Below are 12,429 nucleotides of genomic sequence, written 5' to 3' on the forward strand. Positions count from 1 at the left end.
CGAGAGAATTCCTAGTTCACAGACAAAACTTACCCAAGCAGGTTTTCACCAGCTTAGATAGAGGTTTTGTCTCCCCAGGCTGACACCGCACGCCCTGCGGTGTTTAGTCCTAATGAAAGGATGTTACGGGCTGCGTTCTCATCTCGATCTAAGACGCAGCCACACTTGCATTTGTGAGTTCTGGTACTGAGAGCTTTCTTTACCTTTGCTCCACAATCAGAGCAATTTTGAGAAGTATATTGTGGTGGTACGGCAATAGTTATCTTGCCAAACTTGTACCCAAAATACTCTAGCCAAACTCTAAATTGATACCAGCCAGCATCGGTGATTGATTTAGATAGGTTGTGATTTTTTACCATGTTCGCAATTCTTAAATCTTCGTATGCTACTACATCGTTAGATGTGACTACGCATCGTGCCAACTTTACGGCATGATCTTTACGTTGCCTACTTATTTTAAGGTGCTTCAAAGCGTATCTTTTTCTAGCCTTGTGATAGTTCTTTGACTGAGGTTTAACTCCCTTGACATACTTTTTAGATTTACTTTTATTTAAGCGATTAAGTGCTTTTTCACCTGTACGATAAAAGCGAGGATTTTCTATTTGATTTCCTTTATCGTCGGTATAAAAATGGTTTAAGCCAACGTCTAAACCTATCTCAGAATAAGCTGGTTCTATCTTTTCTCGGTTGTCTGTATCTACCAAAAACTGACAATAAAAACCATCAGCACGTCTAACTATTCTGATTCTTTTGATTTGTTTGATGTCATACCAATTAAGATCGCGAGTACCTTTTAGCTTGACTTGTCCAATATTATTCTTATCAGTAAAGGTTATCTTTTTTCTGTTTTCAGATAACTTCCAGCCCGTAGTTTTATACTCAACCGAACGAGAATGTTTCTTGAACTTAGGAAATCCTTTTTTTCCCGCTATTTTCTTTTTGCAGTTGTCGTAGAAGCGAGATATTGCAGCCCAAGCTCGGTCGGCACTAGACTGTCTTGCCATTGAATTTAACTTCTCGGCAAAAGGGAACTCGGCAGCCAGTACTTTACAGTACGCGCTTAGTTCATATTTCCCCGTGCCTTTGTTATTCATCCAATAGCGTAGTGCTTTGTTGCGTATGAATTGACCCGTTCTGATGGCTTCATCCATCGCAGCGTATTGAACTTGTTTTCCGTATATCTTTGCTTCTAATACTAACATGAAATTATGCTATCATATACGCATAAACAATGCAAAAAATATAATATAAAGCGACGCACTCTGGTCTTGGCGGTTTCCGTCGAGGAAGAAGTGCGTCAAGAAGCCGTACTTCAGGACGGGGCTTTAAACCCACTATTTTGGTAATTATCTGCAGGTTAGCTTGCTTAATCTCATTTTCGTCATTTTTTACACGAATCAGAGTGAGCATAGCTGGAATCAACTCATGTAGTGTGAGCATTTACTATCATTCGTACAACAGTTAATGTCTTAATGTCCGTAGGTAAAAAGCAAGGAGATGGATACTGGAGTTCGAGATAATCCAAAATACTTAAGGATTCAAAGATCACAAAGTCATTGTCTACTAGTACAGGAACACGCCCAAAAGGGTTTATGGCTAAAAATTCAGGTTGCAATTGATCTCCATTAAGGTTTAATTCAATCAACTCAAAAGGAAGTTTTTTCTCTAGTAGCGCAATCCACACAGGTCGAGAATATAGAGAAAGTGTTTTATAGTAAAATTTCAACATAGATTTGTAGAGTAACTAAAAGATAAATTAAATAGCTGTAGCTGCTACCTATTCGACTGCTGATTTGAGCATGGCGGATATCTGTGTACTAAGAAGCAAATATTTCTATTGAGCAATTAACAGCTTCAGGCGATCGCTCTATGATCATCAAAAGCTTCTAAAATGATTTATAAGCTTTAAATAAAAAATAATATGATTTCCAATTCAGACAAAATTTTAGTTGCTGGTGCTACTGGTGGGGTGGGGCAACTTGTGGTAGCAAAATTATTGGCAAAAGACTTAAGCATTCAAGCTTTAACTAGAAACAGATCTAAAGCCGAATCTATGTTTGAAGGGAGAGTAGAAATAGTTGAGGGAGATATTCGTTATCCAAATACTCTACTTGAGGCGACTAACGGCATCAACTACATTATTTGCTGTACGGGAACAACTGCTTTTCCATCTTTAAGATGGGACTTTGCCAGTTTATTTCAGCCTGCTAATAGCCCTGAAGCGGTAGATGGAGAAGGTGTAAAAAATTTATTAGCTGCTGCACCACAAGACTTAAAAAGGTTTGTTTTCGTTTCTTCCTGTGGCGTATTACGTAAAGATGAGCTTCCTTACAATATCCTTAACGCTTTTGGAGTTTTGGATGCCAAACTCATGGGAGAAAAAGCCATAATTGCTTCTGGCTTACCTTACACTATTATCCGCCCTGGAAGATTGATTGATGGTCCATATACTTCTTATGACTTAAACACTTTATTACGTGCTAAAACCGATGGCAAAAAAGCTGTAAAGATTAAACTTGGCGACGATCTTAACGGTGAAGCAAGTCGGGTTGACGTAGCTAATGTCTGCGTTGAGTCATTGTTTTATGACACTACTGTCAATAAAGCTTTTTCGATTGCCAACGAAGGAGAAAGACCTGCTCTTACTAACTGGTCACAGCTTTTTACAACGATGTAATAATTACTCTATATCTTTTGAGGTGGGCAAATAATAAGAACTAAATTTAAAGATGCACTTCAAAACTAAATTTGCCCACCCTACTTTATTAACTTTGGCTAAATCGTAGATAGGTATTATTTTTTGTTCAAATCAAATTCTTCAAGATAATATAATTCATCAACTTCCACCAACCGCTTCTTACCTTTTTGCTTTAAGGTTTTTCCTGGTTCAGGTGGTTGAGGAGCATCGGGATCACCTTGGCTAAAGTCATCACCACCGTTATCCCCATTGAACAGCGAAAACAACAAAGCTACTAGCAGACCAAATAAATAAGAGATTGCTAAAAGGGCAACAAGTCTTATGGCTATTACAAACATATTTTTTTTAATATCCCTAGAGATTTTAGAGAAGTTTTTCTATTTCAATCATAGGGTAGTTTTAAGGTAATATTGCGATCGCCATAAAAAAACCGCCCCTCCATAGTACGGTGATTAATAGAAACTATTGCTATATATAGTTAAACTTACAATTTCCAAAAGTAGGAAACATCTTCACTCTTATTTGTGATCGAATAAGAGCTAACTGTTGAAGAGAGCGAGTATACTCTCCTCAACACAGTTAATGCTAATTATTGTTCAATTTCTATATTTTCTTCCCCTGTCATCTCAAGTTCCTCTTTTCGTAATGTTTCCGAGGCATTAACCACTTCTTTGTCTACCACTTTTTTTGCCTCTACTTCTTCACGAACAAATGCTTTTTTCTCAATATCTGCGGTTTCTTCATAAACTTTAAATTTAGCTACCGCACCTTCTTCAAATGTAGCTTCTCCTGGCTCGACAGGAACATCCCCTTCGGCAACCTCGTGTATTTTGACGACTACTTTCTCTTTCTCAATAGGTACTTCTACTTCTGCTGTTTCTGTTTCTACCCGTTTGCCTATGGTGACTTCTCCTACTTCATGGCGTTCTTTGTGGGTAACTAATTTTTCTTCGTAAAGTTTGAAAGTTTGGTTTTCTTCTGGCGGTACTTGATAAAGTTCGGGTTCGTTGTCGTAGCTGTAACTGTCGCGGTCATAATTAGCTATTGTTGAATCGTCATTTGCTAAAAGTTGACGATATATGCCTCGCACATCTTCTTCATAGTCATAATCGATTTGGCGATCGCTTTCGTAGGGAGGTAGCTGTTCGAGATCTTGTTTACCATTAATACCTGTCAAGGCGATCGAGTTGTTATTTTGAGCAGCACGACACTTACCGATAGGCAGTAAAAATTTTCTATCAGATAGCCATGAATCTGCATTGAGGACTAAATAACGGAAACGTCCAGACTCATCTACAAGAATATCGTCGACAGTGCCTATTTCTTCATCTGTTTGAGCAATAAAGACTGGACGTGAAACAAGATCGCTGGAGAGAGAACTTTCTTGATAATATTCGGGGCTGAACTCGGCAATTGATTGTAAACTCATGAGTCGAACTATATTTAAGTAATTTCTCTGAGCTTAAATAAGTTTTGATCGAGTTTCTTCTTGCTAAGGATGTATGCTGACGATCGTTCTTTTGGGCGTTGCTGATTCTTGTAATAGCGTACAGGGACGCTTTACTAGTATTTGAGTTCTTAATAGGTAAGCACAATACTGGTATAGCACTACAATTGGGCAACGCCATAATTTCTAGTAGTACCACTTTGAATTGAGAATACATCAGATAATTTCTGTAGGGGCGAATGGTGAGGAAAGCTATTTAATTTGGTATAAGTGATTTTGAAGATACGAAGGCGATCGCTTTAAAAAGAAAATTACATTAATGATTTGGCATCGATGCGATCGCTAACGTTAGCGCGTTGTTGAATGAGTTATCCAAGACTAAGAAATAATTAGTTGCTGCTTAATTATTTTGGTGGATTTTTTGTTTTGCGCTAAGACGCAAAGGTATTTGATACAGTTTTGAAGGAAAAAGGGAATCATTTTAATATGGATAATTTCCTGGGAATTTTTTTATGAGTGTTGAAAATCAAAACTATAAACTCGAAATTTTAGAATATGCTGTTAATCAATGTATTGATAGCCTTTTACCCAAAAGTAGTGAAGATACTTTAAGTACAATTCTGTATCAAAGTAATGAGGTCGTTTGGAGAGTAGCGACAGATATATATACTAAAAGTGGATATCAAATAGATTTTTTATTTATTAGAGGTATTCTGAATTTACGAATTGAACCATTACGAAACAAGATTGCCGAAGAAGCAAGAGTCAGAGCAAAATTAGAAGCTCAAAGGTTAGCCAGAGAAATTAAAGAAGAAAGAATTAGAAAAGCAGAAAAATTAGCAAAGATTGCAGAAGAGGAAAAAATTGAGAAAGAGCGAAAAGAAGAAGAGCAAAGGCAATTTAAAGAATTTAAACAAGCTAATCCTGATTTTGATGCTTTTATAAGAATTAAAAATATAATTATTGAAGAATTAGAAATAGAAGAGGAGAGAATAACGTCAAATGCTATTTTCAATAAAGATTTAGGTATAGGTAGAATCTATAGTTTTAATTGGGGTAGCTCTAGTTCTAGTTATGATGAGGTCAGAGACTCGGACGGTATTAATTTTATAATGAGCATTGAAGAAGAATTTCACATCGAAATATCAGATGAAGAAAGTGAAATTCTTTTATCGGAAAACATTAGTCAATTAGCCAGTTTTGTTGTGCAAAAAATCATTCAACCCTAGCACGAAAACATTTTCTCCGCGCCTCTGCGCCTTTGCGCGAGATTAAAACTAAATAACTCTCTTGCTTTAAAATGCGATCGCCCTTCTACCTCCACATATCAGAAATCAATTATCATTAAATATGTGTTAACTTGCCTAAAAGCAAACTAATTCTCTTCATCAATCATCAAATTTACAGGCGTAATGTGTAGCGTCTCAACAGAATATGAAATTACCTATTGTAGCTGTTATTGGTAGACCCAATGTTGGGAAATCTACCTTCGTTAATCGTTTGGCTGGAGATCAACAGGCGATCGTTCATGATGAACCAGGAATCACTCGCGATCGCACTTACCGTCCCGCATTTTGGCTAGACCGAGACTTCCAAATTGTCGATACAGGCGGACTTGTCTTTGATGATGATACTGAATTTTTACCCATGATTCGCCAGCAGGCTATGGCTGCACTAGTAGATGCTTCTGCTGCAATTTTTGTCGTCGATGGTCAATTGGGCTTAACGGCTGGCGATCGCGAAATTGCTGAATGGTTACGTCGTCAATCTGTCCCCGTACTCTTGGCAGTTAATAAATGTGAGTCTATCGAACAAGGTTTGGCTCAGGCTGCGGAATTCTGGGAATTAGGCTTAGGTGAACCTTATGCCATTTCTGCCATTCACGGTAGCGGGACAGGAGAATTATTAGATGAACTACTAACTCATTTACCTCCACCAGATGAGTTAGTAGAAGATAACGAGATCAAAGTAGCTATAATTGGTCGCCCGAATGTAGGTAAATCAAGTTTGCTGAATGCTTTAACAGGAGAAGAACGCTCGATTGTTAGTCCTGTGTCTGGTACAACTCGTGATGCGATCGATATGATTGTGCAACGAGGAGAACAAACCTATCGTTTGATTGATACGGCAGGTATTAGACGTAAAAAGAATGTTGACTATGGTGCAGAATTCTTTGGTATCAACCGTGCTTTTAAAGCTATTCGGCGCTCAGACGTGGTGCTATTCGTAATTGATGTTCTTGATGGCGTTACCGAACAAGATCTCAAATTGGCAGGACGCATTATTGACGAAGGTAGAGCAGTTATCTTGGTCGTCAATAAATGGGATGCGGTTGAAAAAGACACTGGCACAATCAACGAATATAAGAAAGAAATCATGGGTCGTCTCTACTTTATGGAGTGGGCGCAAACGATTTTTATTAGTGCTATGACTGGTCAACGAGTCAATAAAATACTCGATTTGGTAGATATTGCAGCCGAGGCACATCGCCGTCGCGTCAGCACTTCTGTAATTAACGAAGTCTTAGGAGAAGCCGTTAGCTGGCATTCGCCCCCAACTACTCGCCAGGGAAAACAGGGCAGAATTTATTACGGTACACAGGTAAGCGCACAACCGCCCACAATTGCTTTATTTGTAAATGAGCCTAAACGTTTTAACGATAACTATCGTCGTTATATTGATCGCCAGTTTCGCGATCAGCTAGGCTTTACGGGTACGCCAGTAAGACTTATTTGGCGTGGCAAGAAGATGCGTGAATTGGAAAGAGGCGCGAATAAGGCAACTAAGGTTAAGTAGGTTTAAGGTGATGCGATCGCTATTGCTCAAACAACCAATTCTCATTAATACATGGTAACTTATGACAAATAACTGATAATATAAGCGATGCTTCCTGTGGGATAGAAAGAAAAGATTATGGCTTTAGTTGTTCAGAAATACGGCGGAACATCTGTTGGTTCAATAGAGCGCATCCAAGCTGTTGCCAATAGGGTGCAAAAAACCGTAAAGCAAGGAAACAGCTTAGTAGTAGTGGTTTCAGCGATGGGAAAAACCACAGATACTTTAGTCAAGCTTGCTAAGGGTGTATCAAATAATCCTTCCCGTCGGGAAATGGATATGCTCTTATCTACAGGAGAACAGGTTACTATTGCTCTTTTGAGTATGGCATTACAGGAGTTGGGACAGCCAGCTATTTCCTTGACAGGAGCGCAGGTAGGAATTGTCACCGAAGCTGAACATAATCGTGCCAGAATTTTGCAGGTATCTACAGATCGCCTACAAAGACACCTTGATAAAGGAGAAGTAGTTGTAGTTGCGGGTTTTCAGGGAGTTAGCAGTATCAAAGATTTTGAAATTACAACCTTAGGTAGAGGTGGCTCAGATACTTCAGCCGTGGCTTTAGCAGCTTCACTCAAAGCAGATCGTTGCGAAATATATACTGATGTACCTGGAATCTTGACTACAGATCCCCGTCTTGTTCCCTCTGCACAACTGATGTCAGAAATTACTGCTGATGAGATGTTAGAGTTAGCCAGTTTAGGAGCAAAGGTATTACATCCCCGCGCCGTGGAAATTGCTCGTAATTATGGAATGCCTCTGGTAGTTTTATCTAGCTGGAGCAATCAGCCTGGAACTAAAGTAGTATCCCGTTTACCTCAACCTCGTTCTTTACAGGGAATGGAAATTGCCAAGGCGGTTGACGGTGTAGAAGTAGACCGCGATCAGGCAAAAATTGCCTTATTAAGAGTACCAGATTTTCCTGGGGTGGCAGCTAGTCTGTTTGGGGAAATATCCCAGCGTAATATTGACGTAGATTTAATCATTCAGTCAATTCATGAGGGAAACAGTAACGACATTGCTTTTACAGTCGTTAATCGAGTACTGCAACAAGCAGAAGCAGTAGCAGAAGCGATCGCACCTTCTTTACGTACCCATCCCGCTGCTACCACAGAAGCGGAAGTGATGGTTGACCGCAAGATTGCTAAAGTTGCTATTTCTGGTGCGGGGATGATTGGTCGTCCTGGTATTGCTGCCAAGATGTTTAAGACTCTAGCTGATGCCAAGATTAATATTCAGATGATTTCCACTTCTGAAGTTAAAGTTAGCTGCGTCATTAATGAATCAGAATGCGATCGCGCTTTACATTTACTTTCTCAGGCTTTTGATATCGATCTAAGCTCTCAAAAAGAAATAGCTGTTAATAAGTATCCAGGAAAACATCCCCCCGTAAGGGGAATAGCTATAGACACCAAACAAGCTCAAATTGGCATACGCCACGTCCCAGACACTCCAGGAATGGCAGCGCAAATATTTTCCCTACTGGCGAAAAAGAATATTAGCGTTGATGCTATTATTCAATCTCAGCGTTGTCATATTGTGAATGATGTGCCGACTCGCGACATTGCTTTTACCGTCGAGCAAGCAGATGCAGAACAAGCCTGTAAATTAATTAGCGAATTAAATCAACAAATTGGCTGTGGCAGCGTTACAGGGGATACGGCGATCGCCAAATTAAGCGTAGTTGGTGCAGGAATGATCGGGCATCCAGGGGTAGCTGCTAAATTTTTTGCTGCTTTAGCTCAAGAAAAAATCAATATTCAAATGATTACTACCTCGGAGATTAAAATTAGCTGTGTGATTGCCGAATCTGAAGGAATCAAAGCTTTAAATGCAGTTCACGAGGCTTTTGGTTTAGGAGGAGAAGAACGAGTAAATATTTCAGCTTAATGTCGGTTCGTTACTGTATTGTGCGTTTCCTTTCACCTTCGACAGCATCAAAAAGATTTAATGTTATGAAACGGTTAAAAAATTTTATTAAATAAGGTACAGATTTGCTAATCTTGTTGCATAATGATCCGTGGCACTATAGGTAGAGTTTGAAGTAAAAAAAAGCATCTTTAACCGCTACATATAGTATACATTCCCTAAATTATCAATTTGACTAGTACCTGCAATGAAATTATCTTCTGTCGAACAAGCAAAACAAGCAAGAAGCCTACTATTAACTCAATTAAAGTCACAGCAAACGCCCATGAGTCTACAGGATTTGGGGCTTAACTTAGGCGGTCAATCAAAACTGTCTCATCGTACTCTCAAGGAAGCTGCATGGCGATTGGTTGAAGAAGGAAAAGCTAAATTTAATTCTACTTGGGATTTAGAGATTTTGTAGTTTTTTACCAGAAATGCAGCTAAAAAGTTTGTTAAGGCGTACTATCTAGATGAAAGTACGCTTTTTGATGGTAGGGATTATTCATGTTGGATAGACATCAAAGACAACATAATCCTTTTGGAAATCAAGGCGATAAACCAGGAGATAGTCGCAAGTCTTTTCAGATCGATCGCGATCGCATTTTGTATTCTTCAGCATTTCGACGTTTGGCACACATTACCCAGGTAGTAACTTCTCAAGAGGGTCATGTATTCCATAATCGTCTTACCCACTCTCTGAAAGTAGCCCAGGTAGCACGTAGATTAGCAGAAAGACTAGTTGCAGAACAGCCAGATGTAGCCGAAAAGATTGGCGGAGTTGACCCTGATGTAGTCGAATCTGCTGCCTTAGCTCATGATTTAGGACATCCTCCCTTTGGACACACTGCCGAAGAACAATTAGATGCTTGCGCTGTAGAGGCAGGTTTAGCAGATGGTTTTGAAGGCAATGCTCAATCATTTCGGATCTTGACCAGATTGGCAATCCATCGGATCGACTATTATGGTTTAAATCTGACTAAGGCTACCTTGAATGCAGTCTTAAAATATCCTTGGTTGCGATCGCCCGATCCTACTTCTAAAAAACATCGCAAGTATTCTATCTATACTTTAGACCAGCCAGCCTTTGATTTTGCTCGTTCACAAGCTAATGATGCTCAATCAATTGAAGCTAGCATTATGGATTTTGCTGACGATATTACCTACAGCGTTCATGATTTGGAGGATTTTTATTTGGCTGGTTTAATTCCTCTGGAGTTGTTGGCAACAGATGGAGATGAGCTAGATCGTTTTATCTTAGAATGGCTTCGGGAGTTACCTAACAATCGCGTAGCAAAGGTAGTTAAAGCTGACACTCTGCGATTTCAACGCTTTCTTAATGCTACCTATAATCTTAAGGGACAATATCGTCCTGGTTCTTTTGAACAAAAAGCTCAGATTAAACGGATTAGCTCTCAATTAATTCAAACCTATGTCCAGTCAGTTAAGTTAAGCCGTAAATATGGCGATCGCGGTTATTTGAGATACAATCGTCAACGAGAAGAAGAACTAAAGTTTCTTCAACGTATTGTTTGGGCTTACGTTATTTCTAATCCCCGCATGGCTACTCAAAGATATGGACAAAAAAGAATTATCAAAACCCTGTTTGACATTTATTTAGGAGCAATTGGCGATCGCGATTTAAGCTTCATTCCTGCTCGTTTTGTGCGCGAATTTCTAGAAATTGAAGAAAATATAGCCAACCCCACCGAAATGAATCAAGAAAAAACCCGCATGGCGGTAGACATTGTGGCAGGATTGAGCGAAGCTGAAGCGGTAATTCAATATCGTCGTCTGACAGGAATTAGTCAAGACTCTTTTTTTGATAGCTGGAACAATTAATCAATTATCAATTCCTACTCGATCTTGATTATCATTTAATAAATGGGTCTGAAGTTCCGCCGTTTACGGCGACTGTTATTTAGTATTTAGTTTGAAATAACTAATAATTAATAACTAGAATCACCTAATTGATCCTGGTTTGTCTTTTTAGTATTAATGTTTAATAATGATAACGACATTGAACGATGATAATGTATTCGTCTTTAACTTGGTAAATTAGACGATGTTCTTGATTGATTCGACGTGACAAAAGCCCCGACAGATCAAACTTAAGAGGTTCGGGTTTGCCGATTCCTTCAAAGGGAGTTCTTAGTGTATCTTTGATTAATTGATTGATGCGTTTAAATATTTTTTTATCTGTCCTCTGCCAATACAAATAATCTTGCCAAGCATCATCTAAAAACATGATGTCCATAGAGAATTAAGCGGACTCTATTTCATCTTTTTCAATCAATTCTCGTTGTTGATACTTATCCTCTTTTAATTGTTCGAGTGCCTTATAGAGGCGTTGGGCATTCTTAAGACTTCTTAGTAAGTACATTGTTTCCTCAATGGCACTATAGTCTTCTAAAGAAATCATGACTACAGGACTTTCTGACTGGCGAGTAATAATGATTGGGGTGTGATCGTCACAAACTTGATTCATTACCGTAGTAAAGTTTTTACGAGCTTGAGTATATGTGATTGCGTCCATAGCTATAATTCCAGTATTTTTTTATTCTAACCACTCAAGTACTTAAATGGTCGAACATCAATACTACTTAGTATTTAGAGCGATCGCTTTTTGTTTTAGGAATGGCGAAATTAGTTGTTTAATATCCCAAGCTGATTTGTCCTGGGGCGAGATTAATTTCTGTGGTTGCTCCAGGCGATCGCAATTTTACTTTTAACCTACCATCTGTAGTTACTCCCATTACCTCCCCAGGACAGTTATTCACTGTTACTTGTTTGCCTAAACTATCGAGTATTGCTAGGTAATTAGCTAATAGTTGCTCAATTCCTACTGCTAAATAATATTGATATCCGAAAACAATTCCGTAAGCAGTAATTGCTGCTAATTCTTCTAGAGATGCAATGTTTGGCTGGGGTTTGTTTCGATAATAAGACTCAAGACTAATACCAACATCAGGAACAGAATTACGCCAATTAATTCCCACTCCCACAACTGCTTTAGCTATTTTATTCTGCACATTACGAGCTTCAATTTTTATCCCTCCTAACTTACGCTGATTTAAAATCAAATCATTCGACCATTTAATAGTTACTGGTAGCTCATGATGTCGTAAAACTGTAGCAATTCCCCAGGCTGTCGCCATTACTAAATGAGAATTGTCTTGAAAATCTAAATCTAGATCTAGAGCAATAGATAAATATAGTCCACCATCTGCTGAAACCCAATTTTTCCCCCATTGTCCTTTACCTGCGGTTTGCTGAAGGGCAATTACCCCTACAGGAACTTTTTCTCCCCGATCGATCAATTCCCAGAGTTTTATATTGGTAGAGTTAATGCTATCGAAGACAAATATGGGAATAAACGAGATATTGTCTATTTCAGTAATAATTTGACTCTGGTTAAGTTTTTGCCAAACTTGTTTGTGTATTTCTGGGTTAAAAGCCAATGTTATTTATCTATGGTGTGAGTGATTAGAAAAAGATAACAAAGTATAATTGCATTAAAGCCGATCGCTTGCTGGAGAGG

14 protein-coding genes are annotated in these 12,429 nt (G+C 38.7%); 7 read left to right on the forward strand and 7 right to left on the reverse strand.

Going from position 1 to position 12,429, the window contains the following annotated elements:
• Positions 1–53 precede the first annotated feature (53 nt).
• On the reverse strand, positions 54–1,202 hold the full coding sequence (locus tag SLP02_RS17975; RefSeq protein ID WP_319422107.1) for an RNA-guided endonuclease InsQ/TnpB family protein: 1,149 nt from the start codon (positions 1,200–1,202) through the stop codon (positions 54–56).
• Between the two features lie 6 nt (positions 1,203–1,208).
• Between SLP02_RS17975 and SLP02_RS17980 the strand changes: the two genes are divergently transcribed.
• The gene (locus SLP02_RS17980) at positions 1,209–1,346 is read left to right on the forward strand and encodes a hypothetical protein (protein ID WP_319422108.1); all 138 of its coding nucleotides are present in this window, start codon (positions 1,209–1,211) and stop codon (positions 1,344–1,346) included.
• A gap of 77 nt (positions 1,347–1,423) precedes the next feature.
• Here the strand turns inward: SLP02_RS17980 and SLP02_RS17985 are convergent, their stop codons facing one another.
• Positions 1,424–1,729, reverse strand: coding sequence for a glutathione S-transferase family protein (locus SLP02_RS17985; protein ID WP_319422109.1), 306 nt, complete (start codon positions 1,727–1,729; stop codon positions 1,424–1,426).
• Positions 1,730–1,921: 192 nt separating this feature from the next.
• On the opposite strand from SLP02_RS17985, the gene SLP02_RS17990 reads away from it, so the two are divergent.
• Positions 1,922–2,677 (forward strand): SDR family oxidoreductase, encoded by a 756-nt coding sequence (locus SLP02_RS17990; RefSeq protein WP_319422110.1) that lies wholly within the window; start codon positions 1,922–1,924, stop codon positions 2,675–2,677.
• A 116-nt stretch (positions 2,678–2,793) separates the two neighbouring features.
• On the opposite strand, the gene SLP02_RS17995 is transcribed toward SLP02_RS17990, so the two are convergent.
• Both SLP02_RS17995 and SLP02_RS18000 read right to left on the reverse strand, forming a co-directional pair.
• On the reverse strand, positions 2,794–3,036 hold the full coding sequence (locus SLP02_RS17995; RefSeq protein ID WP_319422111.1) for a LapA family protein: 243 nt from the start codon (positions 3,034–3,036) through the stop codon (positions 2,794–2,796).
• 251 nt (positions 3,037–3,287) lie between these two features.
• A complete protein-coding gene (locus SLP02_RS18000; protein ID WP_319422112.1) occupies positions 3,288–4,127 on the reverse strand; it encodes a DUF2382 domain-containing protein in 840 nt (279 codons plus the stop codon).
• A gap of 530 nt (positions 4,128–4,657) precedes the next feature.
• On the opposite strand from SLP02_RS18000, the gene SLP02_RS18005 reads away from it, so the two are divergent.
• The 5 genes from SLP02_RS18005 to SLP02_RS18025 all read left to right on the forward strand — a co-directional run bounded on the left by SLP02_RS18005 (position 4,658) and on the right by SLP02_RS18025 (position 10,730).
• On the forward strand, positions 4,658–5,374 hold the full coding sequence (locus tag SLP02_RS18005; RefSeq protein ID WP_319422113.1) for a hypothetical protein: 717 nt from the start codon (positions 4,658–4,660) through the stop codon (positions 5,372–5,374).
• Between the two features lie 205 nt (positions 5,375–5,579).
• Positions 5,580–6,941 carry a ribosome biogenesis GTPase Der gene (gene der, locus SLP02_RS18010; RefSeq protein ID WP_319422114.1) on the forward strand — a complete coding sequence of 454 codons (1,362 nt, stop codon included), beginning with the start codon at positions 5,580–5,582 and terminating at the stop codon, positions 6,939–6,941.
• A gap of 117 nt (positions 6,942–7,058) precedes the next feature.
• A complete protein-coding gene (locus SLP02_RS18015) occupies positions 7,059–8,870 on the forward strand; it encodes an aspartate kinase (protein WP_319422115.1) in 1,812 nt (603 codons plus the stop codon).
• A gap of 226 nt (positions 8,871–9,096) precedes the next feature.
• Entirely contained in the window at positions 9,097–9,312 is a 216-nt protein-coding gene (locus SLP02_RS18020; protein ID WP_319422116.1) for a hypothetical protein, read from the forward strand.
• Positions 9,313–9,395: 83 nt separating this feature from the next.
• Positions 9,396–10,730, forward strand: a complete 1,335-nt coding sequence (locus SLP02_RS18025; protein ID WP_319422117.1) for a deoxyguanosinetriphosphate triphosphohydrolase family protein — start codon at positions 9,396–9,398, stop codon at positions 10,728–10,730.
• A 160-nt stretch (positions 10,731–10,890) separates the two neighbouring features.
• On the opposite strand, the gene SLP02_RS18030 is transcribed toward SLP02_RS18025, so the two are convergent.
• The 3 genes from SLP02_RS18030 to SLP02_RS18040 all read right to left on the reverse strand — a co-directional run bounded on the left by SLP02_RS18030 (position 10,891) and on the right by SLP02_RS18040 (position 12,349).
• Positions 10,891–11,145: a Txe/YoeB family addiction module toxin gene (locus tag SLP02_RS18030; RefSeq protein ID WP_319422118.1), complete on the reverse strand. Its 255-nt coding sequence runs from the start codon at positions 11,143–11,145 to the stop codon at positions 10,891–10,893.
• Between the two features lie 6 nt (positions 11,146–11,151).
• Entirely contained in the window at positions 11,152–11,424 is a 273-nt protein-coding gene (locus tag SLP02_RS18035) for a type II toxin-antitoxin system Phd/YefM family antitoxin (RefSeq protein WP_319422119.1), read from the reverse strand.
• A 118-nt stretch (positions 11,425–11,542) separates the two neighbouring features.
• Positions 11,543–12,349, reverse strand: coding sequence for a biotin--[acetyl-CoA-carboxylase] ligase (locus SLP02_RS18040; RefSeq protein ID WP_319422120.1), 807 nt, complete (start codon positions 12,347–12,349; stop codon positions 11,543–11,545).
• Positions 12,350–12,429 lie beyond the last annotated feature (80 nt).

Origin of the sequence: Pleurocapsa sp. FMAR1, from assembly GCF_963665995.1 — a bacterium.
Taxonomy (GTDB): Bacteria; Cyanobacteriota; Cyanobacteriia; order Cyanobacteriales; family Xenococcaceae; genus Waterburya.

Excerpts from the sequence above, each read along its gene's own strand:
- SLP02_RS17975 (WP_319422107.1), bottom strand. The coding sequence starts at position 1,202 with ATGTTAGTATTAGAAGCAAAGATATACGGAAAACAAGTTCAATACGCT.
- SLP02_RS17980 (WP_319422108.1), top strand. The coding sequence starts at position 1,209 with ATGCTATCATATACGCATAAACAATGCAAAAAATATAATATAAAGCGA.
- SLP02_RS17985 (WP_319422109.1), bottom strand. The coding sequence starts at position 1,729 with ATGTTGAAATTTTACTATAAAACACTTTCTCTATATTCTCGACCTGTG.
- SLP02_RS17990 (WP_319422110.1), top strand. The coding sequence starts at position 1,922 with ATGATTTCCAATTCAGACAAAATTTTAGTTGCTGGTGCTACTGGTGGG.
- SLP02_RS17995 (WP_319422111.1), bottom strand. The coding sequence starts at position 3,036 with ATGTTTGTAATAGCCATAAGACTTGTTGCCCTTTTAGCAATCTCTTAT.
- SLP02_RS18000 (WP_319422112.1), bottom strand. The coding sequence starts at position 4,127 with ATGAGTTTACAATCAATTGCCGAGTTCAGCCCCGAATATTATCAAGAA.
- SLP02_RS18005 (WP_319422113.1), top strand. The coding sequence starts at position 4,658 with ATGAGTGTTGAAAATCAAAACTATAAACTCGAAATTTTAGAATATGCT.
- der (WP_319422114.1), top strand. The coding sequence starts at position 5,580 with ATGAAATTACCTATTGTAGCTGTTATTGGTAGACCCAATGTTGGGAAA.
- SLP02_RS18015 (WP_319422115.1), top strand. The coding sequence starts at position 7,059 with ATGGCTTTAGTTGTTCAGAAATACGGCGGAACATCTGTTGGTTCAATA.
- SLP02_RS18020 (WP_319422116.1), top strand. The coding sequence starts at position 9,097 with ATGAAATTATCTTCTGTCGAACAAGCAAAACAAGCAAGAAGCCTACTA.
- SLP02_RS18025 (WP_319422117.1), top strand. The coding sequence starts at position 9,396 with ATGTTGGATAGACATCAAAGACAACATAATCCTTTTGGAAATCAAGGC.
- SLP02_RS18030 (WP_319422118.1), bottom strand. The coding sequence starts at position 11,145 with ATGGACATCATGTTTTTAGATGATGCTTGGCAAGATTATTTGTATTGG.
- SLP02_RS18035 (WP_319422119.1), bottom strand. The coding sequence starts at position 11,424 with ATGGACGCAATCACATATACTCAAGCTCGTAAAAACTTTACTACGGTA.